This window comes from Streptomyces sp. NBC_01092 (assembly GCF_045039535.1).
Taxonomy (GTDB): Bacteria; Actinomycetota; Actinomycetes; order Streptomycetales; family Streptomycetaceae; genus Streptomyces.
The window spans coordinates 6,607,842-6,631,822 of sequence record NZ_CP108659.1 but is presented as its reverse complement, the minus strand read 5'-3'; the positions used below and the strand labels follow the sequence as shown (position 1 = coordinate 6,631,822).

The 23,981-nt window shown below is 69.9% G+C and carries 24 protein-coding genes; 14 read left to right on the top strand and 10 right to left on the bottom strand.

The window, feature by feature from the left end:
- Nucleotides 1-65: 65 nt before the first annotated feature.
- Both OG254_RS30305 and OG254_RS30300 read right to left on the bottom strand, forming a co-directional pair.
- Nucleotides 66-569, bottom strand: coding sequence for a hypothetical protein (locus OG254_RS30305; protein WP_405587842.1), 504 nt, complete (start codon nucleotides 567-569; stop codon nucleotides 66-68).
- Between the two features lie 88 nt (nucleotides 570-657).
- The gene (locus OG254_RS30300) at nucleotides 658-2,277 is read right to left on the bottom strand and encodes a beta-N-acetylhexosaminidase (RefSeq protein ID WP_405595266.1); all 1,620 of its coding nucleotides are present in this window, start codon (nucleotides 2,275-2,277) and stop codon (nucleotides 658-660) included.
- 201 nt (nucleotides 2,278-2,478) lie between these two features.
- Here OG254_RS30300 and OG254_RS30295 point away from each other — a divergent pair, with 201 nt between their 5' ends.
- The 7 genes from OG254_RS30295 to OG254_RS30265 all read left to right on the top strand — a co-directional run bounded on the left by OG254_RS30295 (nucleotide 2,479) and on the right by OG254_RS30265 (nucleotide 7,766).
- On the top strand, nucleotides 2,479-3,075 hold the full coding sequence (locus OG254_RS30295; protein ID WP_405587840.1) for a 2-oxo-4-hydroxy-4-carboxy-5-ureidoimidazoline decarboxylase: 597 nt from the start codon (nucleotides 2,479-2,481) through the stop codon (nucleotides 3,073-3,075).
- A 167-nt stretch (nucleotides 3,076-3,242) separates the two neighbouring features.
- Nucleotides 3,243-3,623: a succinate dehydrogenase, cytochrome b556 subunit gene (gene sdhC / locus OG254_RS30290; protein WP_078504082.1), complete on the top strand. Its 381-nt coding sequence runs from the start codon at nucleotides 3,243-3,245 to the stop codon at nucleotides 3,621-3,623.
- Nucleotides 3,624-3,632: 9 nt separating this feature from the next.
- Nucleotides 3,633-4,127: a succinate dehydrogenase hydrophobic membrane anchor subunit gene (locus OG254_RS30285; protein ID WP_405587837.1), complete on the top strand. Its 495-nt coding sequence runs from the start codon at nucleotides 3,633-3,635 to the stop codon at nucleotides 4,125-4,127.
- A gap of 22 nt (nucleotides 4,128-4,149) precedes the next feature.
- Nucleotides 4,150-5,904 (top strand): succinate dehydrogenase flavoprotein subunit, encoded by a 1,755-nt coding sequence (gene sdhA / locus OG254_RS30280; RefSeq protein ID WP_405587835.1) that lies wholly within the window; start codon nucleotides 4,150-4,152, stop codon nucleotides 5,902-5,904.
- Nucleotides 5,904-6,665, top strand: coding sequence for a succinate dehydrogenase iron-sulfur subunit (locus tag OG254_RS30275; RefSeq protein WP_147993289.1), 762 nt, complete (start codon nucleotides 5,904-5,906; stop codon nucleotides 6,663-6,665). Before sdhA ends, OG254_RS30275 begins: the two co-directional genes overlap by 1 nt.
- A gap of 157 nt (nucleotides 6,666-6,822) precedes the next feature.
- Entirely contained in the window at nucleotides 6,823-7,386 is a 564-nt protein-coding gene (locus OG254_RS30270; protein ID WP_405587833.1) for a hypothetical protein, read from the top strand.
- 20 nt (nucleotides 7,387-7,406) lie between these two features.
- Nucleotides 7,407-7,766 (top strand): hypothetical protein, encoded by a 360-nt coding sequence (locus OG254_RS30265; protein WP_405587830.1) that lies wholly within the window; start codon nucleotides 7,407-7,409, stop codon nucleotides 7,764-7,766.
- On the opposite strand, the gene OG254_RS30260 is transcribed toward OG254_RS30265, so the two are convergent.
- From OG254_RS30260 to OG254_RS30250, 3 genes are all read right to left on the bottom strand, one after another.
- Nucleotides 7,763-8,674: a hypothetical protein gene (locus tag OG254_RS30260; protein WP_405587828.1), complete on the bottom strand. Its 912-nt coding sequence runs from the start codon at nucleotides 8,672-8,674 to the stop codon at nucleotides 7,763-7,765. The two genes, OG254_RS30265 and OG254_RS30260, sit on opposite strands and share 4 nt — an antisense overlap.
- A 79-nt stretch (nucleotides 8,675-8,753) precedes the next feature.
- Entirely contained in the window at nucleotides 8,754-11,243 is a 2,490-nt protein-coding gene (locus OG254_RS30255; protein WP_405587826.1) for a DUF4132 domain-containing protein, read from the bottom strand.
- Nucleotides 11,243-11,635 carry a hypothetical protein gene (locus OG254_RS30250; RefSeq protein WP_405587823.1) on the bottom strand — a complete coding sequence of 131 codons (393 nt, stop codon included), beginning with the start codon at nucleotides 11,633-11,635 and terminating at the stop codon, nucleotides 11,243-11,245. The genes OG254_RS30255 and OG254_RS30250 overlap by 1 nt, the downstream gene beginning before the upstream one ends.
- 68 nt (nucleotides 11,636-11,703) lie before the next feature.
- Between OG254_RS30250 and OG254_RS30245 the strand changes: the two genes are divergently transcribed.
- From OG254_RS30245 to OG254_RS30225, 5 genes are all read left to right on the top strand, one after another.
- Nucleotides 11,704-12,114, top strand: coding sequence for a VOC family protein (locus OG254_RS30245; RefSeq protein ID WP_405587821.1), 411 nt, complete (start codon nucleotides 11,704-11,706; stop codon nucleotides 12,112-12,114).
- Nucleotides 12,115-12,246: 132 nt separating this feature from the next.
- On the top strand, nucleotides 12,247-12,654 hold the full coding sequence (locus OG254_RS30240) for a hypothetical protein (RefSeq protein WP_405587818.1): 408 nt from the start codon (nucleotides 12,247-12,249) through the stop codon (nucleotides 12,652-12,654).
- A gap of 12 nt (nucleotides 12,655-12,666) precedes the next feature.
- Nucleotides 12,667-13,185 (top strand): thiol-disulfide oxidoreductase DCC family protein, encoded by a 519-nt coding sequence (locus OG254_RS30235; protein ID WP_405587816.1) that lies wholly within the window; start codon nucleotides 12,667-12,669, stop codon nucleotides 13,183-13,185.
- Between the two features lie 201 nt (nucleotides 13,186-13,386).
- A complete protein-coding gene (locus OG254_RS30230) occupies nucleotides 13,387-14,412 on the top strand; it encodes a trypsin-like serine peptidase (protein WP_405587814.1) in 1,026 nt (341 codons plus the stop codon).
- Nucleotides 14,413-14,449: 37 nt separating this feature from the next.
- The gene (locus OG254_RS30225) at nucleotides 14,450-15,259 is read left to right on the top strand and encodes a TetR family transcriptional regulator (protein ID WP_405587811.1); all 810 of its coding nucleotides are present in this window, start codon (nucleotides 14,450-14,452) and stop codon (nucleotides 15,257-15,259) included.
- An 18-nt stretch (nucleotides 15,260-15,277) separates the two neighbouring features.
- Here the strand turns inward: OG254_RS30225 and OG254_RS30220 are convergent, their stop codons facing one another.
- A complete protein-coding gene (locus OG254_RS30220) occupies nucleotides 15,278-17,689 on the bottom strand; it encodes an MMPL family transporter (RefSeq protein WP_405595263.1) in 2,412 nt (803 codons plus the stop codon).
- A gap of 165 nt (nucleotides 17,690-17,854) precedes the next feature.
- Here OG254_RS30220 and OG254_RS30215 point away from each other — a divergent pair, with 165 nt between their 5' ends.
- Both OG254_RS30215 and OG254_RS30210 read left to right on the top strand, forming a co-directional pair.
- Nucleotides 17,855-18,544 carry a response regulator transcription factor gene (locus tag OG254_RS30215; RefSeq protein ID WP_351197744.1) on the top strand — a complete coding sequence of 230 codons (690 nt, stop codon included), beginning with the start codon at nucleotides 17,855-17,857 and terminating at the stop codon, nucleotides 18,542-18,544.
- Nucleotides 18,541-20,013: a sensor histidine kinase gene (locus OG254_RS30210; protein ID WP_405587808.1), complete on the top strand. Its 1,473-nt coding sequence runs from the start codon at nucleotides 18,541-18,543 to the stop codon at nucleotides 20,011-20,013. The genes OG254_RS30215 and OG254_RS30210 overlap by 4 nt, the downstream gene beginning before the upstream one ends.
- 40 nt (nucleotides 20,014-20,053) lie before the next feature.
- Here OG254_RS30210 and OG254_RS30205 read toward each other — a convergent pair whose 3' ends face one another.
- The 4 genes from OG254_RS30205 to OG254_RS30190 all read right to left on the bottom strand — a co-directional run bounded on the left by OG254_RS30205 (nucleotide 20,054) and on the right by OG254_RS30190 (nucleotide 23,954).
- Nucleotides 20,054-20,461, bottom strand: coding sequence for an ATP-binding protein (locus OG254_RS30205; protein WP_405587805.1), 408 nt, complete (start codon nucleotides 20,459-20,461; stop codon nucleotides 20,054-20,056).
- Nucleotides 20,462-20,556: 95 nt separating this feature from the next.
- Nucleotides 20,557-22,113: an ABC transporter substrate-binding protein gene (locus OG254_RS30200; RefSeq protein WP_405587803.1), complete on the bottom strand. Its 1,557-nt coding sequence runs from the start codon at nucleotides 22,111-22,113 to the stop codon at nucleotides 20,557-20,559.
- Nucleotides 22,114-22,337: 224 nt separating this feature from the next.
- Nucleotides 22,338-23,657, bottom strand: coding sequence for a metallophosphoesterase (locus tag OG254_RS30195; RefSeq protein WP_405587800.1), 1,320 nt, complete (start codon nucleotides 23,655-23,657; stop codon nucleotides 22,338-22,340).
- Nucleotides 23,658-23,714: 57 nt separating this feature from the next.
- Nucleotides 23,715-23,954: an SCO4848 family membrane protein gene (locus tag OG254_RS30190; RefSeq protein ID WP_405587797.1), complete on the bottom strand. Its 240-nt coding sequence runs from the start codon at nucleotides 23,952-23,954 to the stop codon at nucleotides 23,715-23,717.
- Between the last annotated feature and the right edge of the window lie 27 nt (nucleotides 23,955-23,981).

Here is a 23,981-nt window from a genome sequence, read left to right as displayed (position 1 = left end):
CCTGGCAGGCACCGCGCTTAACGGAGCCCGCACCTCCCCTTACTGCGTGCGACGACCCGGGAGTGTCACAGCGGCACGACGCCGAGCCGGTCGAGCAGCCGAAAGAAGAGGTTTTCGGCCAAAGGGTCCGCCTCGGCGGTGAGTACGTCGACGACGGACTCGGCGTTCACCTCGTGCCCGGCCTCGGCGGCCCAGGCGACGGCCCGCTCGGCGGCGTCGGGGGGTTCGAGGAAGTAGTCCTCCAGCGTGAGCCCCTCGTCCGAGGCGCCGAGATACCCGGCCATGGCGGCCCGCGCCAGGCAGGTCGTCCACGCCCCGCTGTCCGGAGCCGCCGCTTCCACGACCACGCAGTCGCTGTCCATGACGTACCCGAAGAGCGCGGGCGCCCCCGTCTCCTGGGCCAGCGCGTTCATGCTCCCGACGTCACCGCCGTTGCTCGGGTACTCCCACACCTGCCAGCCGCCCGGCGCCTCGTCGCGCAGGGTCAGTCCCTCGGCGCCCGACAGCGCGTCCAGCTCCGCCAGCGGCCGCTGACCGCGGCCCACGACGAAGTACCCCCAGTAGCCCATCCCGGTTCCCCCTGGCTGATCGGTTCGGCTCGGGCCGAATACACCACATTCGTGCAGGAGTTCGCAGCCGGATGGGTCAATCCACGGCTCAGTCCAGCCGGTCCGCGAGCGCCCTGAACTCGGCCCAGGTCAATTGCGGCTTACCCGCGTCCCACAGCTTCTGCACCGTCGCCCGCAGCGGCATCCGGATCCCAGCCCGCACCTGGGCCTGGGTCTGCGAGTTCGCGAGGTCGCACCACACCGCGAAGGACCCGCCCAGGATCTGGGGGTCGTACTTGGCCGGCACGGCCGTCGTCCCCCGCAGCACCCGCGGCGTCCACTGCTCGTAGATCCGCTGGCCGGTCGGATAGACGAAGGTCTGCGGCTCCCCGAGCACGTAGTAGAGGAACTCGTCGTTGTAGTTGATGACCTTCCGTCCCGTGCTCAGATACGCCACCGGCTCCCGGGCCCCGATCTCCTTGCCCGTCCAGTACGCCACCTGGATGTCCTTGTCCGCCTGGACGGAGGTGTCCCGGAAGAACCCGTCGTTCCAGGCCCGCGGCGTGCGGTCGTGGGCGCGGACGGTGTCGGCGCGGTCGTTGAGCCACCCGGTGGTGAGGTCGGCGACGGTGGCGCCGGAGCCGAAGGTCTTGCGGGCGGCGGTGGCGAGCTGCGGGTAGGACGCCTCGGGGTTCGAGACGACCAGCGCCTGGTACTCGTCGCCGCCGAGGTGCCACTGGTTGCCGGGGAAAAGTCCGGCGTACTCGTTCAGCAGGTCGTCGACGATCTCGGCGGACTCGCTCTTGGAGATGTCGATGGCGCCGCGGGTCGCGACCCCGTTCACATTGCGCAGCTGAAGATCGGGGTGCGCGGCGATGACGGCCCCGAGATGCCCCGGCGAGTCGATCTCGGGGACGACCGTGATGTGCCGGCTCGCGGCCAGCCGGACGATCTTCCTGACCTGCGCCTTGGTCAGATGCTGCTGGGAGACGATCTCGGGATGCGAGGCGGACTCGATGCGAAAGCCCTGGTCGTCGGAGAAGTGGAGCCCCAGCTGGTTGAACTTCAGGTCCCCCAGCTCCCGCACCCGGTCCTCGATCCAGGCCGCGGTGAAGTACTTGCGGGCGATGTCGAGCATGAACCCGCGCACCGGCTTGGCGGGCTCGTCGCGCACGACGCCCTCCGGCGCCGTACCGCCGTCGTGCACCGCCTGCTTGAGCGTGCGGGTCCCGTAGAAGACCCCCGCCTCACCGGGCCCGCTGATCGCCACGTTCCCGCCGCGCACCGTCATGGTGTACGACTCCGGGTCCGCGCCCTCGTCGTCGTTCAGCGCCAGCCGTACGTCCCCGGCGCGCACGTCGTTCTTCTGCCCGGCGTACGTCAGCCCCAGCTCACCGGCGATGAGCCGCCCCTCGTCGGCGAGTTCCGCGTCGCTCACGACGACCCGCTTGTTGTCGGCGGGACGCCAGCCGGGCCCGCGGGCGGCGGTGTGGGAGGTGACCGCCGGGATCGTCCGTGGCGCCTTGGAGAGCGGATACGACCGGGTGGGCGCCGGGGTCGGGGCGGCCGTGGGTCCGGAGTCGGCGGCCTCGGAGGTGCCCGGCGCGGACCGCCGCTGCTCGGATCCGGCCGATCCTCCGTCGCCCCCGGAGGCCAGGAGCCCGAGGCTCACCCCGGCCGCGACCGTCACGACGACCACCGCGACGATCAGTACCCATGTCTGTTTCAGGGCCCTTTTCGCCGGTGCTCGGCGCCTGTGCTTGTGCTGACTCACAGCGCCAACCTAGGCCTTGTGAACGCCATCGGGGCGTCCACCACACGTTCCGAAACACTCCCGTTCGGCTGAAATTCGGGCATCCGTCGGACACCTCATGCCCACACTCGGTAACGTGGCGCCACTCCTCCCCCAAATTCCCCTGCCGAAACCCACGTGACGCCCACACACCTTCCCGGCCGAGTGGCCATACCGTCGCTGCCCGAGCAGACGCGCACTCCACCGTCCCCGAACGCGCTGGAGCCCTTCAACACAGCTCCGGCCGGCGAGGTCCGGCAGACCCTCCTGACCTGCCTGAACAGCCCCCGCTGGGCCGACCGCGTCGCGGACCACCGTCCGTACCCCGACGTGGACTCCCTGCTGGCCGCGTCCGACGAGGCGGCCTACGACCTGTCCCCCGGAGACCTGACGGAGGCCTTGGCGGAAGAAACGTTGCCTGCGCTTCCGGAGGGCGCCTACGCGGCGGCCCACACGGCACTGAGTGCCGCACACGCCGCATACGAGGCCAAATTCGGACACGCCTTCATCATCTGCCTGGACGGCCTGTCCCAGGCGGAGACCCTGGACCAAGTACTGGCAGGCATCCGGTCACGTTTGGCGAACGATCCGGAGGAGGAACGGGTGGTCGCGGCAGAGGAGCTCCGACGCCTGGCAAGGGTCAGATTGGTGACCCACCTCAGGGGCACGGGGAACTGCGCGACCAGCCCCAACGGCGCCGCACTCGGTAGATATCAGAACACCCCACCCCATTAGCCGCCAATACCCCATCCGCGTGCCAGTTTGATCACACCGCCTGCCCCCCGCTAAGCCCAGCGCCAGCTCATCGCTACGATGCTGGGGGCCGGTGGACCGTACCCGGCCGGGCCCGACCGACAGCACAAGCCGGCGCGGCCCCAATCCCCGCTCCCGGAGGAACTTCCGTGCCGGCTGGAACGCTGTACCGCGGCCGGGAAGGAATGTGGTCCTGGGTGGCTCATCGAGTCACCGGCGTCCTCATTTTCTTCTTCCTGTTCGTTCACGTGCTGGACACCGCCCTCGTCCGAGTCTCTCCCGAGGACTACGACAAGGTTGTGGCCACGTACAAGACGCCGATCGTCGCGCTGCTGGAGTACGGCCTCGTCGCCGCCATCCTCTTCCACGCGCTCAACGGCCTGCGTGTCATCGCTGTCGACTTCTGGTCGAAGGGCCCGCGCTACCAGAAGCAGATGCTCTGGTCCGTCGTCGGCCTGTGGCTGGTGCTGATGCTCGGGGCGATCTACCCCGTTCTCGGCCACGCCGCTCGTGAACTGTTCGGGAGCTGACGCGCAAGCATGTCAAACAACACAGTCACCACTGAGAAGACCGCCACCGGTATCGGCCCGGTCGAGGGCGAGTCCCTCTACAACGTCGACAATCCGGCCCCGTACATCGAGGCCCCGCGCAAGCGCACCAAGAAGACCCCGAAGTCCACGCGGGGCAACTTCGAGATGGCCGCCTGGCTGTTCATGCGCCTGTCCGGTGTCGTGCTGGTCGTCCTGGTCATCGGCCACCTGCTGATCCAGCTGGTGCTGGACGGCGGTGTCTCCAAGATCGGCTTCGCCTTCGTGGCCGGCCGCTGGGCGTCCCCGTTCTGGCAGGTCTGGGACCTGTTGATGCTGTGGCTCGCGATGCTGCACGGCGCCAACGGCCTGCGCACGGTCATCAACGACTACGCGGAGCGCGCGAACACCCGCCTGTGGCTGAAGGGCCTGCTCTACACCGCCACGGTGTTCACCATCCTGCTGGGCACGCTGGTGATCTTCACCTTCGACCCGAACATCCGCTAGGCACGGGGCTGAGGCAACCACCATGAAGATCCACAAGTACGACACCGTCATCGTCGGCGCCGGTGGCGCGGGCATGCGCGCGGCCATCGAGTCGACGAAGCGCAGCCGCACCGCCGTGCTGACCAAGCTCTACCCCACCCGCTCCCACACGGGCGCCGCGCAGGGCGGCATGGCCGCGGCGCTGGCCAACGTGGAGGAGGACAACTGGGAGTGGCACACCTTCGACACGGTCAAGGGCGGTGACTACCTGGTCGACCAGGACGCCGCCGAGATCCTGGCGAAGGAGGCCATCGACTCGGTCCTCGACCTGGAGAAGATGGGCCTGCCGTTCAACCGCACCCCGAACGGCACCATCGACCAGCGCCGCTTCGGCGGTCACAGCCGTAACCACGGCGAGGCCCCGGTCCGCCGGTCCTGCTACGCCGCGGACCGCACCGGCCACATGATCCTCCAGACGCTGTACCAGAACTGCGTCAAGGAGGGCGTGGAGTTCTTCAACGAGTTCTACGTCCTGGACCAGCTGATCACCGAGGTCGACGGCGTCACGAAGTCGGCGGGCGTCGTGGCGTACGAACTCGCCACCGGCGAGATCCACGTCTTCCAGGCGAAGGCCGTGATCTACGCGTCCGGCGGCACCGGCAAGTTCTTCAAGGTGACGTCGAACGCGCACACGCTGACCGGTGACGGCCAGGCGGCCGTCTACCGCCGCGGGCTGCCGCTGGAGGACATGGAGTTCTTCCAGTTCCACCCGACCGGCATCTGGCGCATGGGCATCCTGCTGACGGAGGGCGCCCGTGGTGAGGGCGGCATCCTCCGCAACAAGGACGGCGAGCGCTTCATGGAGAAGTACGCGCCGGTCATGAAGGACCTCGCGTCCCGTGACGTCGTGTCCCGCTCCATCTACACGGAGATCCGTGAGGGCCGCGGCTGCGGCCCCGAGGGCGACCACGTCTACCTGGACCTCACCCACCTCCCGCCGGAGCAGCTGGACGCGAAGCTCCCGGACATCACGGAGTTCGCGCGCACCTACCTCGGCATCGAGCCGTACACGGACCCGATCCCGATCCAGCCCACCGCGCACTACGCCATGGGCGGCATCCCGACGAACGTCGAGGGTGAGGTCCTCTCGGACAACACCACGGTCGTCCCGGGTCTGTACGCGGCCGGCGAGGTCGCCTGCGTGTCCGTGCACGGCGCGAACCGCCTCGGCACCAACTCCCTGCTGGACATCAACGTCTTCGGCCGTCGGGCCGGCATCTCGGCGGCGGAGTACAGCCAGAAGGCGGACTACGTGGAGCTGCCGGAGAACCCGGCGGAGCTCGTGGTCGAGCAGGTCGAGCACCTGCGCGCCTCCACCGGCACCGAGCGGGTGGCCGTGCTGCGCAAGGAGCTCCAGGAGACCATGGACGCGAACGTCATGGTGTTCCGCACGGAGCAGACGATCAAGACGGCGGTCGAGAAGATCGCGGAGCTGCGCGAGCGCTACCGGAACGTCTCGATCCAGGACAAGGGCAAGCGGTTCAACACGGACCTGCTGGAGGCCATCGAGCTCGGCAACCTGCTCGACCTGGCCGAGGTCATGGCGGTCTCCGCCCTCGCCCGCAAGGAGTCCCGCGGCGGTCACTACCGCGAGGACTACCCGAACCGCGACGACGTCAACTTCATGCGCCACACCATGGCGTACCGCGAGGTCGGCGACGACGGCACCGAGTCCATTCGTCTCGACTACAAGCCGGTCGTCCAGACCCGCTACCAGCCGATGGAGCGTAAGTACTGATGGCAACCCCCGTTATGGACAAGGTCGAGGCGGAGTCCGCGGCCTCCCCGTACATCACGGTCACGTTCCGGGTCCGCCGCTTCAACCCGGAAGTCTCCGCAGAGCCCGTGTGGGAAGACTTCGAGCTGGAGATCGACCCGAAGGAGCGCGTCCTCGACGGCCTCCACAAGATCAAGTGGGACGTCGACGGCACGCTGACCTTCCGCCGCTCGTGCGCCCACGGCATCTGCGGCTCCGACGCGATGCGGATCAACGGCAAGAACCGCCTCGCGTGCAAGACGCTGATCAAGGACATCAACCCTGAGAAGCCGATCACGGTCGAGCCCATCAAGGGCCTCACGGTCCTGAAGGACCTGGTCGTGGACATGGAGCCGTTCTTCCAGGCGTACCGCGACGTGATGCCCTTCCTCATCACGAAGGACACGAACGAGCCGACGCGCGAGCGCTTCCAGACGGCGGAGGACCGGGAACGCTTCGACGACACGACGAAGTGCATCCTCTGCGCGGCCTGCACGTCCTCGTGCCCGGTCTTCTGGAACGACGGCCAGTACTTCGGCCCGGCCGCCATCGTCAACGCGCACCGCTTCATCTTCGACTCGCGCGACGAGGCCGGCGAGCAGCGCCTGGAGATCCTGAACGACAAGGACGGCGTCTGGCGCTGCCGCACGACGTTCAACTGCACGGACGCCTGCCCGCGCGGCATCGAGGTCACGAAGGCGATCGCCGAGGTCAAGAAGGCGCTGATCACTCGGCGGTTCTGACCTTCCGTCTCCAACCTCAGGGCCCTGTTTCCGTCACTTCGGGAACAGGGCCCTCTGGTGTTTTTGGCCTGTTCTCGGCGCTACTGAAGGAACCGTTCCGCCGTCACACTCCGATCGGGGAACGACCCGTCAGCAGGGGAGTCTGGGGGGAGGGGGCATGGCCGATGGTTCGCCGGCGCCGGGACAAGCCACCGACGTCCCTCCGGCGCTGGGGCATGGCGCAGCGCTCAAAGAAGCCCATTTCGTGGCGGCGCCCCTGCTCACTGCGGCCGCGCTCTCGCTGGCCGGCGTAGTCGCCGGTGCCGCAGACGAGTTCCTGTGGGCAGGTCCCACACTCGTCCTGTTGGTGATCACCGCGATGACGTTGATCTTCAGCATGCAGCTCAGCTACAACGCGCGGTACTACTTCTACACCTACGCCGATCTTGCCGAGTGGTTCAAGGGAATCGGGGACGGCTCCGCTCCCGAGTCGTACATACGGTCCCAGCACAGGCTCGCCACTTACATGTGGCGGACGCGCAATGACAGGGCGGTGCGCTTCTACAACTACGGCACCCTGATGCTCGGGCTGGGGGTCGCCGCGTCCCTGGCACCGCCCGACTGCGGCAAACAGGTCGTATGGCGCTGGACGGCCTCGGCCATCGTGCTGGCCGGCTCGATCGCGGACGCCATCTGGGTTCTCACCATGAAGCCGCCCTCAGGGGCCCACGACATCCCGTAAGCGACTGGACTGGAGGAAGCATGCTGCATGACGCGGTACTTCCCGGCGCGCGCATACTGGGCGAGCCGTGCCCGGCCTGCGGTGCGGAACTCGGTTACCGATCCACGGGTGCTCCCTTGCACTCCCTCAGGTCCGTCGTCCGGCTCGCCGACGCGTATCAGGAGGCGATCGAGGGCAGGGACGCGGTCCTCAGGGAGCGACTGGGGGCGGCGCTGAATTCGGTGGTGCATCGACACGTGTGGCAGAACGAGCAGCAGGTCCCCTGCCCCTATCTCCACCTGTCTCCATGGCTGCTGGCACAGTGCCGGGAACCCAAGGACGTGGAGACATGGCTCGAGGCGTTGAAGAACTGGCTACCCACTGAAGGTACGCACACCTAGGGGCTACCGGTGTCATGGCCTCGGTTCCGGGAGCGACCGTGGTCGTAGGGCAAGTCCGCCCCCCTCTCGCCCAAGAACTGGTCCGAGACGCGGAGGAACATCTCTTCCTCGGCGTCGCGATCGGCCGGGAGGCTGTAGTGCAGTGCCTCCAACAGGTCGAAGCGGTGCAGGTCGTAGGCCACGTGCATCAGTCCCGCATAAGCCTGCGCCGCCGTCACGGCGCCTTTGTACGCGGTCGCCGCAAGAGCGAGCTCCAGACCGCAAAGCCACCAGCACGACGGTTCGTCGTACAGCGCCAACGCGCTGGTTCCGGTCAACGCCAGGAACGACCAACAAAGGTTCACGGCCGTGTCGAGAGCGTCGCGAGAAGATCGCAGCAGAACGACGGCGCGTTCCGAGACCTGAAGGTACAGCCGTGGCCAGGAGGCCAGCGTGGTGAGTCCGTAGCGCTCCCCCGCCGAGATCTCGCCCGCCCGCAACGCGTTGCCCAGCGCGGTGGGCATCAGGACGTCCTGCGGCGGCCGTGCGGCGAGGCGACGTTGGGCGTCCGCCTGCACACGCCGGGCGCCACCCCCTCGTGCGCTCGCGTCGGCTCTCCTGCTCAGGGCGTGCCGGCGCCTGCGCTGGACCCCGATCATCAAACTCGCGAGCCCTGCCGTCACAGGCCAGCGATCCCAGTAGCCCTCCAGCACGCGCACGGCACGCACTTGAAACGGCTGGAGCAGCAGGCCGAGAAGCAGCGCGCACGAGGAGATCACGACCAGTGCGCCGATGGCCGTGGCCGGGCGCTCCGGGGGCACCGAACGCCAATCGCTTCTGCCTTCAAAGCTCCCCGCCCGCACCAACGCGAGCACCCCCGCGACGAACAGCGCGCACGGCGCGAAGTGCACCGACAGCACCCGTCGCACGAAGCCCGCCCTCCCCATACGCCCCCTGAGCGCTGTTCAGTATGAGGTGCGGGCATTCGCGGGCCGGAAGGAGGTGCCGCTACAGCTGGCTCAGGATCGTCGGGTCCGTGATCTTTGTGTCGGCCGCCAGCATCATCGCCTTGCTCAGGATCACCGCCAGCATGCGGTCCCCCTCGTAGGGCAGGTAACCCGCCTGCGGAGCCGACGGGTTGGACTTGGGGACGATGCACAGGTACTGGTCGTTCGGGGTTCTGAGGATGTTGCCCGAGCCCAGGTGGATCTTGTACGTGTGGCGTTCGCCCTGCACATGCAGGAAGCGGCCCTCGATCGTGCAGCGGTCGGCGATGGCCAGCCTCGGTATCAGGCGTTCGAGCAGCGTCCGGCGGGTCTGCGCGCTCGCACCCAGGTCGCCGAAGCCGTACGACGTCCAGTACTCGCGGAAGCGGCCGCCGGGGCCGCCGTCCTGCCAGGTCGGGTCGTTGCCGACGCTCGCCACTCCGACGAACAGGTCGACGTCGCGCAGGACTTCGGACAGGACCAGGGGCGGGATGTCCGTCAGGGGCAGCTGGTCGACCGGGTCCGTGCCGTCGCGGAGCCACATGCGGTACTCGCCGCCGCAGCAGTGCGCCGAGTTCTGCGGGGCGTCGATCGGGTAGAAGCGGACCTGGTCGGTGCGCAGGCGCAGGAAGCTGCCGGTGTCGGTGATGTCCTCGTAGTTCTCGCCGCCGTCGCCCTCGATCCAGTACTCGGCGCGCAGACCCCACTGGGGCAGCTCGCGGGTGGCCGGCGGCGCCTCGTCGTCGACGCACAGGCGCAGCTTGTTGTTCCAGCCCCGGATCGCCGCCAGGGAGTGGAACTGGTGCTGGCGCAGGACATGCGCTGCGAACCGGTTGGAGTACGTCCCCGTCGCGCGCTCGGCGTCCGTGAGCAGGTACACCTCGCGGTGGGCCTGCTTGAAGGGCTGGGTGATGCCGTGCCGCTCCAGCCAGTCGCGCCAGGCGACGATCCCGGCGGGCTCGGAGCCGACCGGATGCCAGAGTTCGACCTGACCGCCGCCCTTCACCGGCGCGTCGGCGAGCGTCCGCAGCTCACCGTCCGCGTATCCGACCGTCGTACCGTCGACGGTCCACAGCAGTCGGCGCGCGAGTGTGCCGACCAGCGGGTGGTCGAGGTAGCGCTCGCGCCAGGCGGCGTACGGCCAGGTGCGCCGGGCCAGGAACTGGCGGTCCAGGCGCTCGCTCTGCGCGGAGAGCATCTTGTCGATGTCCTTGACCGCGCCCTTGAGCTCCTTGAGCTCGTCGGCGTGGTCACGGCGTACGGCGGCGGGCACGCTCTTGACCGCCTTGCCGTTCGCGTTGCGCCAGCTCAACACCGCTTTGGGGCCCCGGACTTCGAGCAGCGCGACTACCTCGCCGAGCCGGTGCTCCGCGCGGCCCACCTCGGTCAGGCCGTACGCCGGTACGGCCAGTTCCTCGACCTGCTCGCGGGCGAGGCCCAGCGCCTCCGCGCGGGCGTCCAGCGCGGTGTTCACGAGCTTGAGTGTGCCCTTGAAGCTGACGCGAGTGGCCAGGCGCGCGAGTTCGGCGAGGGCCGGCTCGCCGTCCATGCGGGCCAGCGCGTTGACCGCGGCGTTGGCGACCTTGGGGTTCACCGGGCCGAGGCCCGCGGCCTTGCGCAGGGCCCTCTCCGCGAGGGCGCCCAAGGTACGGGCGGTCTCGGGGTGTGCGGGCAGGAGGGAGAGCAGCCAGGTGACGCCCCGCAGCGCGTCGGCGTTGTACGGATCGAAGGCGGCGTTCGGATCCGGTCCGTAACTCCCGCCGAGCAGTGGAGTGGTACGCGGTCGGCCCACCAGCCGCAGCCAGGACAGCAGCCGCTCCCGCACCTCGTCGGTCCCGAGCGGCTCGATCAGCTCGCGGCCGGCCTTGTCCCACTTCGCGGCCGGGCGGGTGCTGGTCGCGGCGGCCGCGTGCGCGAGCAGCCGCCGCCAGTCCTCACCGAGCTCGTCCAGCTCGGCGAGAGCCCGGTCGGACCACGCCTCGCCGGGATTCACCGGGGGGCCGTCGAGCCGCGCGACCAGTTCCCCCAGTTGCTTCTTTCCGTTCCACAGCGTCAGGCACGAGCGGCGGACCACGGCGACGAACTCGGCGGGCAGCTCCCGCCCGTCGGCGAGCTCCAGGTCGGCCAGCCGGATGAGCTCGCGGCTGTCCCAGTGGACGTCCTGCTCGGCGGCCAGGCGGATCAGTGCGGAGCGGGTGTCGAGCGGCTGCCCGTCGGCGGTCGGCTGCATCCCCCGGAGATTTGCGAGCAGGATCACGATGCGTCGACGCGGGGCCGTGTCGTATCCCAGGTCGTGGTAGCGGGCGGCGAGCCCGTGCACGATCCCCGCCTGGAGCGTGGTGTCCGCGGCCCGGATCGCGTCGAAGACCTTGCGGCCCTCCAGGCCCCAGTGGCCGCCGGTCATCTCGGCGAGTTCGAGCAGCGCGGGAAGGAGCGCGGCGGTGTCCTGGGCGGCGACGAGGGCGAGCGCGCCATCAATCCGCTTGGCGTACTCGGGGGTCCTGTCGATCATCAGCCACCCACCAGCGCGACGAGCTTGAGAAACGTGATCTCGGTGCCGAGCCCGAGCTCGATCTCCTCGTCGAGGTCGGTGATCTGACGGTCCCCCACGAGCACGAGGAAGCCATTGCCCGCGAAGGCCTTCAGCGCCAGCGCGGTCTGCGCCTCGGGGTCTATCCGGCGGGCCGTGCGCATCGCGTACCCGTTCAGCACGCGCTCGGCGTCCCGCGGCTGCACCAGGCCATGGAAGACCTCCGGCGTACGCGCGTTGTACTCGGCGACCTCCTGGAACACCCGGCGCCGGATCAGCTCACGCACGGCGAGGCGCTCCTCGGCGATCTCCAGCCCCCAGCCGTCGCCACGGCTCCCGCTTGTCGTCTCGTCGACGAAGGTCACGAATCCCATGCCGACGACAGTACGAGCCACCACTGACAATCACCGATTTCGGCCGATCATCGCCTTACTCTGACGGTATGTCAGATGACGAGTCGTACGAACTGCTCGGGTTCGACAACGTGCTGCTGCCGGTCGGCGACCTCCGCGAGGCCCTCCGGTTCTACGAGCGGGCCGGGTTCGCGGTCGGGTTCCGGCTCGACGAGGCCGGGATCGCGTCACTGAAGGTCGGGGGCGAGACGCCGGGCCTGCTGCTGCGTCAGGAGGAGGCGGTGGGGCACCGGCCGCCGCCGTGGCCCTCCCCCCGCGTGTGGCTGGAGGTGCCGGACGCGCGGGCGGCCGCGTGCGCGTTGACCGACGCGGGCATCGCGCCGCTCGACCGGGCCTTTTCCGTGGCCACCGGCTGGACCGTCGAGTTCGCCGACCCCTGGGGGAACGTCATCGGCCTGACGGACTACTCCAAACGGCCGGAGCTCGGACGCCGGCCGTGACGCCATCTCCGGGACGCCGCCTTGAGGAAGGGGCGTGACGGAGGCCTCACGCAATTGAGTTGAACACGTTCAAAGGCAGGGCCTACAGTCATCCCTGTCAGCGTTTTGAACGCGTTCAAGAAGGGGGAGGCCATGGACCGTACGGTCATCGCCTACGTCATCTATCTGGTCGTCAGCATCGCCCTCACCATCTGGGTGGCCCGCACACTCAGCCGCAACGGGCGGATCTTCCTCGCGGACGTGCTGCGCGGGAACGACAAGCTCGCCGACGCCGTGAACCACCTGCTGGTGGTCGGCTTCTATCTCGTCAATCTCGGCTTCGTCGCGCTGTACCTGAGCGACGACGACACCGTCCTCGACACGCGCGGCATCTTCGAGGCCCTGTCGACCAAGCTCGGCGTGGTGCTGCTGGTGCTCGGCGTGATGCACCTGGGCAACGTCTACGTACTCAACAAGATCCGGCGGCGCGGGATGATGGAGCGCGAGCAGGTGCCCCCGGTCGCGCCGCAGGACTGGGTCGCCCCGTCGGCCGGGGCCTGAGCGGGGCCCGGCATGACGGCCGACACGACGGGCGGCAGGGCGGCAGGGGTCGCGGTCCGCGGCCTCACCGTCCTCTACGACGCCCAGTGCTCGCTGTGCACCTTCCTGCGTGACTGGCTCGTACGGCAGCCGCAGTTGGTGCCGCTGGAGATGGTGCCGGCCGGGTCCGAGGAGGCCCGGCGGCGCTTCCCCGGCCTGGACCACGGCGCGACGCTCGAAGAGATCACCGTCGTCGGCGACGCCGGGCAGGTCTACCGGGGCGGCGCCGCCTGGGTCGTCACCCTGTGGGCGCTGCGCGAGCACAGGGGACTCGCGCATCGCCTCAGCACCCCGTCGGGGGCACGGCTCGCCAAGGGGGCCGTGCTCGCCGCCGCGAAGTGGCGCGGGACGCAGTGGGGCGGGACGAGACAGGGCGGGGATCGGTGGGGCGGGCGGGCCTACCGGCGCGGGGACGGGTGGTCATACGACCCGAGTTGGGGGTGGACGTACCACGCGCCGGGGTGCGACGACGGCACCTGCGCCATCCGCTGAGGGGGGCGGCAAGAAGGGCCGACCTGGCGCCGACTCGGCCCGAAGGGCTCACTCTCGGACTCCGTTTCTGGCATGCACCCTTCCAAAACCGCGCTCGGGTTGGCACGCTGCCCCCGGCTCATCCACTCCGCACTCGCACCGACTGTCGGTCGCCGGGCGGCCATACGGCCGCCCGGTCCCCCCATCGCAGAAGGAGTACGCGTGAGAGGCATACCCCGCGTCACCCGCATACCCCGCCCCGTCCTCGGCGCCCTGCTCGGCGTCACCGCGCTGCTCACCGCGAGCGCCCTCGCCACACCCGCGGGCGCCGCGCCGAGGCCCGACACCTCGACCGGCGTCAGCTCCGTCGCGGCCGGCGCGCAGCAACAGGCCCGTGACTTCTGGACCTCGGAGCGGATGCGCGAGGCGACCCCGCTCGACCTGGTGGGCGTCAACGGCCACATCGACGGCGGCTCGGCGCCCCGCAAGGGCGCGGCGACCACCGTCGCGCCCACCTCCCCGGCCGCGGCACTCGGCAAGGCTGCCTCCGACATCGGCCTGATGGCCTTCCCGAACAGCGGCGGCCAGTGGACCGGCGGCGGTGCGGTCGTCAACACGGCGGGCCGCGTGTTCTTCAGCTACCAGGGCCGTACGGCGTCCTGCTCCGGCAACGCCGTCACCAGCGCCAACAAGAGCACCGTGATCACGGCGGGCCACTGCGTGAAGCTGGAGGGCGCCTGGCACACCAACTGGGTCTTCGTGCCCGGCTACCACGACGGGCAGGCGCCCTACGGCCGCTGGAGCGCGTCGAAGACCCTGTCCACACCTCAGTGGACGGCGAGCGAGGACATTAACTACGACGTCGGCGCGGCCGTCGTCGCCCCGCTGGACGGCAAGCTCCTCACGGACATCGTCGGCGGGCAGGGGCTGGCCTTCAACACCGGCTACAACCTGCGCATGTACTCGTTCGGCTTCCCGGCCGCCGCCCCGTACGACGGCGAGAAGTTCATCTACTGCAGCGGCACCACCAACCGGGACTTCCTGCTGTCGAACGACCACGGCATGAACTGCAACATGACCGGCGGGTCCAGCGGCGGCCCCTGGTTCACGCAGTTCAACGAGTCCACGGGGACCGGTCTGCTGTCCTCGGTGAACAGCTTCAAGTACAACTTCCTGCCGAACCGGATGTACGGCCCGTACTTCGGCGCCGACGCCCAGAACCTGTACCAGACGGCACAGGCCTCCTGACGGTCAGCGCAAACACCACTCGTTAGGCTCTCGTTCCGTGCCCTCGAAGAACGACAGCCCTGAACAGGGCGACGCGCCCAGCAAGTCCGAGCAGACCCGTGCCCTGATCCTGGAGACGGCCATGCGGCTGTTCCAGGAGCGCGGCTACGACAAGACGACCATGCGGGCGATCGCCCAGGAGGCCGGGGTCTCCGTCGGCAACGCGTACTACTACTTCGGGGGCAAGGAACATCTGATCCAGGGCTTCTACGACCGGATCGCCGCCGAGCACCGGGCGGCGGTCCGGGAGGTCCTGGCCCGGGAGCGCGATCTGGAGGCCCGGCTCGCGGGCGTGCTGAAGGTGTGGCTGGACATCGCCACGCCGTACCACGAGTTCGCGGTGCAGTTCTTCAAGAACGCCGCCGATCCCGACAGCCCGCTCAGCCCCTTCTCCCCCGAGTCCGAGCACGCGCGCGTGGAGGCCATCGACATCCAGCGGGAGGTGCTGGCGGGCGCGACGAAGACCAAGGTGCCCGAAGAGCTCCGGGACGTCCTGCCGGAGCTGATGTGGCTGTCCCAGATGGGGCTCGTCCTGTACTGGATCTTCGACCGCACCGAGGGCCGTGAGCGCAGCTACCGGCTCGCCGAGCGGGGCGCCCGGCTGACCGCGCGGGGTGTCTCGCTGGCGCGGTTCCGGGTGCTGCGGCCGCTGGTGCGCGAGGTGCACGAGCTGTTCACGGACTTCCTGCCGGGGATGACGAACGCCATTCCGGATCCGGCGAAGCGCAAGGCGGACGGGAACACCACCAGCAAAGAGGGCCGGAGCGCCGGCGGCAAGGGGACGCCCGCCGAGGACGAGCGCCCCTGAAACCGCATGCGGCCGACGTCAGTTGACGGCGTCCACCTCCCCCTCGGCCAGCTCGACGTCGTACACCAGCGGCCCCTCGGTCACGACCACCTGCCCGGCCCGGGAGCCGTACGATGCGGCGCTCGCCGCCAGCAGATACGTCCCCGGCGCCGGTACCGCGACGATGTACGAGCCGTCGGCCAGGGACGTCACTCCGTCCAGCCGGCGTCCGCCCTGGGTCAGCAGCGTCACCGCGGCGCCCTCGACCGGCTCGCCGTCGGCTCCCCGGACGAACCCGTGGACGACCGAGGACCGGCCGGACACCACCGGCTCCTCCCCGGCCACCGGCAGGTCCTCCGCCGGCTCGACCGCCAGATGCGGCAGCCGCTTCTCCAGCCAGTCCGGCAGCCACCAGTTGGCGTTTCCGAGCATGTGCATCGCGGCCGGCACCAGCGCCGTACGCAGGATGAAGGCGTCCAGGGCGACGGCCGCCGCGAGGCCGATGCCCGCCATCGCGCCCTCCATGTCGCCGCTCAGCACGAACGCGCTGAACACACAGATCATGATCAGGGCGGCGGAGTTGATGACCCGGCTGGTCTCCGCGAGCCCGACGCGCACCGCGCGCGCGTTGTCCTTGGTGTGCACCCACTCCTCGTGCATCCGGCTCACCAGGAACACCTGGTAGTCCATGGAGAGGCCGAACAGCAGGGACAGCATGATGACCGGCAGGAAGGACGTGATCGGGCCTTCCTTGCCGACGCCGATGAGCTCGGTGCCCCAGCCCCACTGGAAGATCGCCACCAGGACGCCGAAGGACGCGGCCGCCGCGATGAGGTTCATCAGCGCGGCCGTCAGGGGCACCACCAGCGAGCGGAAGGCGACCAGCAGGAGCAGGAAGCCCAGCGCGATGATCGTCGCGACGAAGTACGGCAGACGGTCGGCGGTCACCGCGGCGAAGTCCTTGAAGACGGCCGTCACCCCGCCCACATGGGCCTCGGCGCCCGTCGGCGGGATCACGTCCTCACGCAGGCGGTCGATCAAGTCGTCCGTCTGCTCGGACTGAGGGGACGTGGTCGGTACGACCTGGATCACCGTGACGCCGTTCGCGGGCGGCACGGCGACCACCTGGGCGACCCCCTCGGTCGACCGGATGCCGTTCACCAGACCGGCGGGCGCGTCACCCTCGACGACCACCTGCAGCGGGCCGTTCACGCCGGGCCCGAAGCCCTCGGCGAGCAGGTCGTAGGCCTGCCGCGTGGTGGTCGACTCCTGGTGGTTGCCCTGGTCGGTGGCGCCCAGGCGCAGCGACAGCACCGGGATCGCCAGCACCGCCATGACGACGACGGCCATGGCCGCGACCGGCCGCGGGCGCCTTTGCACGTACGACGACCAGCGCGCCGCGAGCCCGCTCGACTCCGCCGGCTCCGGTCCCGCGGCGGCGAGCCGGCGACGCTGCCGGCGACTGAGCACCCGCATGCCGAGCAGCCCGAGCAGGGCGGGCAGCAGGGTGATCGCGGCCAGCACGCTCATGACGACGGTGAGCGAGGTCGCGACGACGACACCGTCCAGGAACCGCATGTTCATCACCAGCATCCCGGCGAGCGCGATGCACACCGTGCCGCCCGCGAACAGCACGGCCCGCCCGGACGTGTTGAGGGCGGTCACGGCCGCGTCCTCGGGCTTCATTCCGCGCAGGATGCCGCGCCGGTGCCGGGTGACGATGAACAGGGCGTAGTCGATGCCGACGCCGAGGCCGATCAGCGAACCGAGCAGCGGGGCCACTTCGGGTACGTCCGTGACATGGCTGAGCAGCATCGTGCCGATCAGGCCGGTGCCGACGCCCGCGATGGCCACGACGATCGGCAGCAGCATCGCGAAGAGCGAGCCGAAGGCGAGGAACAGCACGACCGCCGCCGCGAGGATGCCGACCGCCTCCGCGAGGCCCTGCGGCGGCTCCTGGGTGAGGGCGATGGCCTGGCCGCCCAGCTCGACCTGGAGTCCGTCGCGTTCGGCGGCCTGCGCCGTGTCGACGACGTCCTCGATCAGGTCCTTGGGGACGGCGTTCGCCTGCTCGGTGAACGTGATCTGCGCGTACGCGATCCGCCCGTCCTTGCCGATCTGCGCGGCCCCTTGTGCCGCGTACGGGTCGGTGACCTGGCCGACCCCCTTCATCCGCCCGATCTCCTCGAGCGCGGGTTCGATCCGGGACCGTACGGACTCGTCCCGTACGGATCCCCCGTCCACCTTCCACACCACCGTGTCGGTGTCGCCCGCGCTCTGCGGGAAGGCCTTCTCCATCAGGTCGTACGCCGTCGCCGAGTCCGTGTCCGGGAGGGAGAAGACGTTCGCGTAGTTCGTCCCGGCGCTCGAACTCGCCGCGCCCAGGCCGAACAGTGCCCCCAACCACAGCAACAGGACCACCAGCCGGTGCCGATAGCACCACCGTGCCAATGCCGCCACGCTCAACGCTCCTTATTCGGTTTCGGTCGGTCCCCCAGGTCCTGGGCAACAGCATTGGCGGCGGCACACGCGCGTGGGGATGCGTCGGCCATGACTCTCAAGGAACTCCAAAGCAGAACCGGCCCGGTTGTCAGTGGGCCCGCCGATACTGGTGGCATGACGACGGGTTCAGGCACGGTGCTGGTCGTGGAGGACGAGGAGTCCATCGCGGACGTCCTCGCCATCGCCCTGCGCTACCACCGGTTCGAGGTCATGACGGCGGGCACGGTCCGCGACGCGCTCAGCCTCGCCGAGCGCACCCGCCCCGACGCGGCGCTGCTCGACGTCATGCTCCCGGACGGCGACGGCCGCGCCCTCGGGCGTGAGCTGCGCGTGCGGCGGCCGGACCTCGCGCTCGTCTTCCTGACCGCGCGCGACTCGCCCGCCGAGATCGTCGGCGCCCTCGGCTTCGGCGACGACTACATCACCAAGCCGTTCGACGTCGACGTGGTCGTCGCCCGCCTGACGGCCGTACTGCGCCGCACCCGCCCCGCCGACGTCCTGCCGCAGCGCCCGCCGCTCAGCTACGGCGACCTGGAGCTGGACGAGACGACGTACTCGGTGCGCCGCGCGGGCCGCACCGTCGAGCTCACCCCCACCGAGTACGCCCTGCTGCGCTTCCTGGTGCGCAACGGCGGCCGGATCGTGCCCAAGGACCAGCTCCTGCGCCACGTCTGGCAGTACGAGCACACTCCGCCCGAGTCGACCGTCGTGGAGACCTACATCAGCTATCTGCGACGCAAGCTGGACGCCCTGGGGCCGCCGGTGATCACCACGCGGCGCGGCGTCGGATACGGGCTGGCATGAGGATCCCCTGGATCTCCCGCGTCGGCCGCCGGCGCGGGATCCACTCCCTGCGCGGCAAGCTCACCCTGACGAACGTGGCGCTGCTGGCCGTGGGCATCGTCGTCGCGACCGCGGTCAGCCTGATGACCGCCCGGTTCTACCTGCTCGACAAGGTCGACACCGAACTGAAGGGGGCGCGCGCCACCCTGGGCCGGGCCGGGTTCACCCTGCGCCAGATCGAGTCACTGAGCGAACTGGGCGTCGCGCTGGACAAGTTCAACGGCGGCGGAGCCGCGGACACGGATCCGCTGCCGACCCCGTCCATGGTGTACGTCGCGGTCGGCTCCGGCGGGAAGCCGGTGGCCCTGGGCCCGCTCGAGCCGACAGCCCGGCAGCACGCGCTCGCCGCCGCCGCGAAGGACCCGGCCGCCTTCGCCGCCGACGAGGAGCCGCGGGACGTACGGGTGGAGGGCGACCGCTACCGCATGGCCGGCGCGCGGCTGTCGGACGGCACCGTCGTGCTGATCGCCATGCCGACCGAGGGCCTGCACGAGGGCATGGGCAAGGCCCTGCGGATGGACCTCGCCGTGGGCACCCTGCTGCTGGCGCTGCTCGGCTGTCTGACCATGTTCAGCGTGCGCCGCCGGATGCGGCCGCTGGAGGACATGGTGGAGACCTCGTCGGCGATAGCCGAGGGCGATCTGACCCGGCGCGTCCCCTCCAGCCGCGACCCGACCCTGGAGGTCGAGCAGCTGCGGGTGGCCCTCAACTCCATGCTCCACCAGGTGGAGTCGGCGTACCGCACGCGCGAGCGCAGCGCGACCCAGCTGCGCCGGTTCGTCGGCGACGCCTCGCACGAGCTGCGCACCCCGCTGTCCGCGATACGCGGCTACCTCCAGCTGTACGACCGGGGGATGCTGCCGGAACCCGCCGAGCGCAAACGCGTCTGGGACCGGATGAACGGCGAGGTCGACCGCATGGGCCGGCTCGTCGACGAGCTGCTCACCCTCGCCCGTCTCGACCAGCGGCCCGAACTGCGCTTCCGCAACGTCGACCTGAGCCGGCTGGTGCGCGACGCCGCCGAGGATCTGCGGGTGCAGCAGCCCGAGCGGCCCCTCACGGTCGGCGCCGACGGCACACTGCTCGTGCATGCCGACGAGTCGGGGCTGCGCCAGGTGCTGGGCAACCTGCTGAGCAACGTGCGGACGCACACGCCCGCCGATGTGCCGGTGCGGCTGGGGCTGGAGCGGGCCGACGGGGTCGTACGGCTGTGTGTCGAGGACAAGGGGCCGGGGCTGTGCGAGGAGGACGCGGCGCGGATCTTCGACCGGTTCTTCCGGGCCGGCGGGGGTGCGGGCAGCGGGCTGGGGATGGCGATCGTGCAGGGCGTGGTCGAGGCGCACGGCGGCGAGGTCGCGGTGCGGACGGCGCCGGGTGAGGGACTGGCCGTCACGGTGATCCTGCCGACGAGGCCGGCTTCACGGTCGTAACCGTCACGCGGCCTGTCATGGTCCGGCGGCATGCGGCCTGTCATGGTCCGGCGCGGGCGGGTACGAGCGCCCACACCGTCTTTCCGTGGCGTCCCCGGCTCCACACGCCCCAGGCGGCGGCAAGGTTCTCCACCAGGTGCAGGCCGCGGCCGGTCTCCTCCCACTCCCCCACCACCCGCAGCTGTGGCTCCAGTTGGCCCTCGTCGGACACCTCGATCAGACAGGAGCCGTCGGCGAGCGCGGTGACGGCGACCTCGAACTCGCGCTCCAGCTCAAGGCCGTGGCGTACGACGTTGGTGGCCAGCTCGGAGACGAGCAGGACCGCGTCTTCCAGCGCCGGATCCCGTGTCGCGTGCCCCCAGTCGGCCAGGTGGTCCCGGACCCGGCGCCGCGCGAGACCGACGGACGCCGGATGCCGGGGCAGCCGGAAGGCGTTGCGTCTCAACACGTTTGCTCCTCACCCCACGCACACCCCCCTCACATGGTGCAGCGCCGCAGGGTCCCCCGGCATCACCGGGGTGATGTCAAGGCAGCGATATCGCGTCAGATCCAGGTGAGACGCCAGAGGCGGAAGACACCGGTGCCGTCGGACAGGTACTGGCCGCCGCCGACCTCCTCGCTGGAGACGACGTACTCCTTGGCCTGCCACAGCGGGATCACCGGGACGTCGCGGGCGACGGCCGCCTGGAGGGAGCGGAAGTCCTTCGTGGCCTCAATGCGGTCGGCGTACTGCTGGCTGGCCGTGATCAGCTGGTCCACGGACTTGTCGCTGTATCCGGTGTTCATGGTGCCGTTCGTGCCGACGAGCGGGCCGCCGTAGGTGTCGGGGTCGGGGAAGTCGGCGACCCAGCCGACGGCGTACGCGTCGAGTTTGCCGCTCGCCCACTGCTTCTGGAAGGCGGTCCACTCGTAGCCCTTGAGCGTCACCTTGAACAGGCCGCTCGCCTCCAGCTGCCGCTTGATCTCCGCGGCCTCCTCGGCTCCGGAGCCGCGGCCGGTGGCATAGCCGTAGGTGAAGCGGACGGGCAGACTGACGCCGGCCTCGCTGAGCAGGACGCGCGCCTTGGGGGCGTTCAGCTTGGGGTAGGTGTCGAAGAACGACGTGGTGTGGCCGGTGATGCCGGTCGGGATGAGCGAGTACAGCGGGTCGACGGTGCCCTTGTAGACGGTCGCGGCGAGCTTGTCGCGGTCCACCAGCCAGGCCATGGCCTGCCGGACCCGGACGTCATGCAGGGGCGAGCCCTTGCGGGTGTTGAAGTAGAGGTTGCGGATCTCGGAGCTGTCGGCCTCGGAGACACGCTGGCCCGGGTCGGAGGCGTTCAGGCCGGCGAGGACCTCGGGCGGCAGCGTCCGGGTGGCGACGTCGACCTGCTTGTCCTTCCACGCCTTGTCCAGGGCGTCCCCGTCGCCGTAGTAGCGCAGTTCGACGGGGCGGCCGGTGCCGCCGAGGGCGCCCTTGTACTGCTCGTTGGGGGCGAGGACGGCATGCTCGTCCTTCGCGTACCCGGTCAGGGTGTACGGGCCGGTGCCATCGACAGCGTTGTCCGAGCGCAGAGCCTTGGCCGGATACTTCTCGCGGTCCACGATCGCGCCCGCCCCGGTGGCCACCTTGAGCGGGAACGTGGCGTCGGGCGACGACAGATGGAAGGTGACCGTACGGCCGTTCGCGGTGACCGAGCCGAGGGTGTCCAGCAGGCTGGACGGGCCGACGTCCGACTTGATCCGCTTGACCCGGTCGAAGGAGTACTTCACATCCTCCGCCGTCATGGCGCGCCCGCTCGGGAAGGTGAGCCCCTCGCGCAGCTCGCAGCGGTAGGTACTCAGACCGGTGCCTTCGAAGCCGCAGCTCTGGGCCGCGTCCGGCACGGGTGTCACGCCGCTCGGCTCGAAGGTCAGCAGCGTCTGGAAAACGTTGCTGAACAGCGCCCAGGAACCGGCGTCATAGGCGCCGGCCGGGTCGAGCGATGTCACGGCGTCCGTCGTGCCGACCGTGATGGTCCGGTTGTCGTCCTGCTGCGACGGCAACAGCTGCCAGCCGCCCACTCCCACGGCCGCCAGCACGAGCAGCGTCGCGAGAATCCGCATGCGAATCGAACGCATGGGTGTGCCCTCTCCCCAGGCCCAGAACGGGCCCCCGCATGAGCTTTGGAATGCGCCACTCCCCTAAGCGGCGCGCACACCTAATCACACGGATTTCATCAGGGGGAAGAGGATTCTGACGACATGAGAAAGAACTTACCTACGGGCGTTTCCGGCAGGTTTCACAGGCCGTTCACAGAGTGAGGGTGGTGGTCCGGGGCCGCCGGGCGCGCGCTCGGGCGGCGTCAGGCCTGACGGGACGCCAGCTCGATCACCGTGATGTCCGACTCGGCGCCCACGCGCGTGGGCGGGCCCCAGGCGCCGGCGCCCCGGCTGACGTACAGCTGGGTGTCGCCGTACCGCTCCAGACCGGCCACGGTGGGGTTCGCCAGCTGTGCGACGAGGCTGCCGGGCCACAGCTGGCCGCCGTGGGTGTGGCCGGAGAGCTGGAGGTCGACGCCGTGGTCGACGGCGTCGTGGATCTGGACCGGCTGATGGGCGAGGAGCACGCAGGCGCGTGCCTTGTCGCGGTCGCCGAGGGCCTTGGCGAAGTCGGGGCCCTGGCCCTCGCTCTCGCCCGCCACGTCGTTGACACCGGCCAGGTCGAAGTGGGGCAGTTCGGTGCGGGCGTTCTCCAGCGGGCGCAGGCCCAGGCGGCGCACCTCGTCGACCCACTGCTCGGCGCCCGAGAAGTACTCGTGGTTGCCGGTGACGAAGAAGGCGCCATGTCTCGCCCGGAGCCCGGCGAGCGGGGCCGCCGCCGGGCCGAGGTCCTTCACGCTGCCGTCGACCAGATCGCCCACGATCGCGATGAGGTCGGGCTGGGTGGCGTTGATCGTGTCGACGACCTTCTGCGCGAAGCCCCGGCCCAGGACCGGGCCCAGATGGATGTCGCTGACGACCGCGATCCGGTAACCGTGCGCCGCGCGCGGGAGCTTGGCCAGCGGGACGGTGACCCGCTTGACCTTCGGGCCCCGCAGCACGTCGTAGGTGCCGTAGCCGACGGTCCCCACGGCGGCCGCGGCGGCGGCACCGGCGATGACGCGGGAGACGAAGAGGCGGCGGGTGGGGGTGGCCAGGGAGCCGGGTGGGGTCGGGGAGTCCGGGGGGAGGTCGGTCGCCGACGCTGACGTCGACGCCGAGTCGGTGGCGGTGGACGCGGGCTTGGACGTGGCCGTGGACGTGGTCACGCCGGCCGGCACCGGCTCGGGATCCGGCTCCCGTACGGCCTCCTGGTCGCGATCGCGTCGTTCGAGCCACCGCCGCAGCAGTGGCCGTACGACCTCACCGGCGAGAACCGCCAGGAACAGATACAGCGCCAGGGCCAGCCACAGGAAGCCCGGCCAGGCCAGGACCTGCTGGAGCCAGAAGGGCGCGCCCGTGCGCTCGGCGACCAGGGCGCCGATCATCAGCGCCCAGCCACCGGCGATCACCATCGCGCCCGCGCGGCGCACGAACCCGGGAGCGCGGGTCGTGTCGCGGAACAGCCGACGCCACACCCACCAGTTGCCCGCCACCAGGACGGACAGCACGAGCAACGCGACGAGCGCGAAGACGATGACCACGCGGACGTTCCCTTTCCCTTGCGTGACGAGTGAACGTCCCGGGCCTTGGCCGAGTTCCTATGACATCCGGCGCAGTGCGCGCACTGAGCGCAACCCAATCACTCCGACGACCGTCCCCAATACGAAGGAGACGACGGCGAGCATCAGGTGCACCCAGAAGTACGCCGTCGGGTGACCGTCGTCGAACGCGAGCCCGCTGCTGTCCTTGATCAGATTCTTGACGAAAGTGACCCAGATGACCCAGCTCCACACCCCGAAGGCGAGCAGGAACCAGGAGACCGGGCGGCTGAGCTTCATGAGTTCAGTATCAACGGCGCCTGTCCG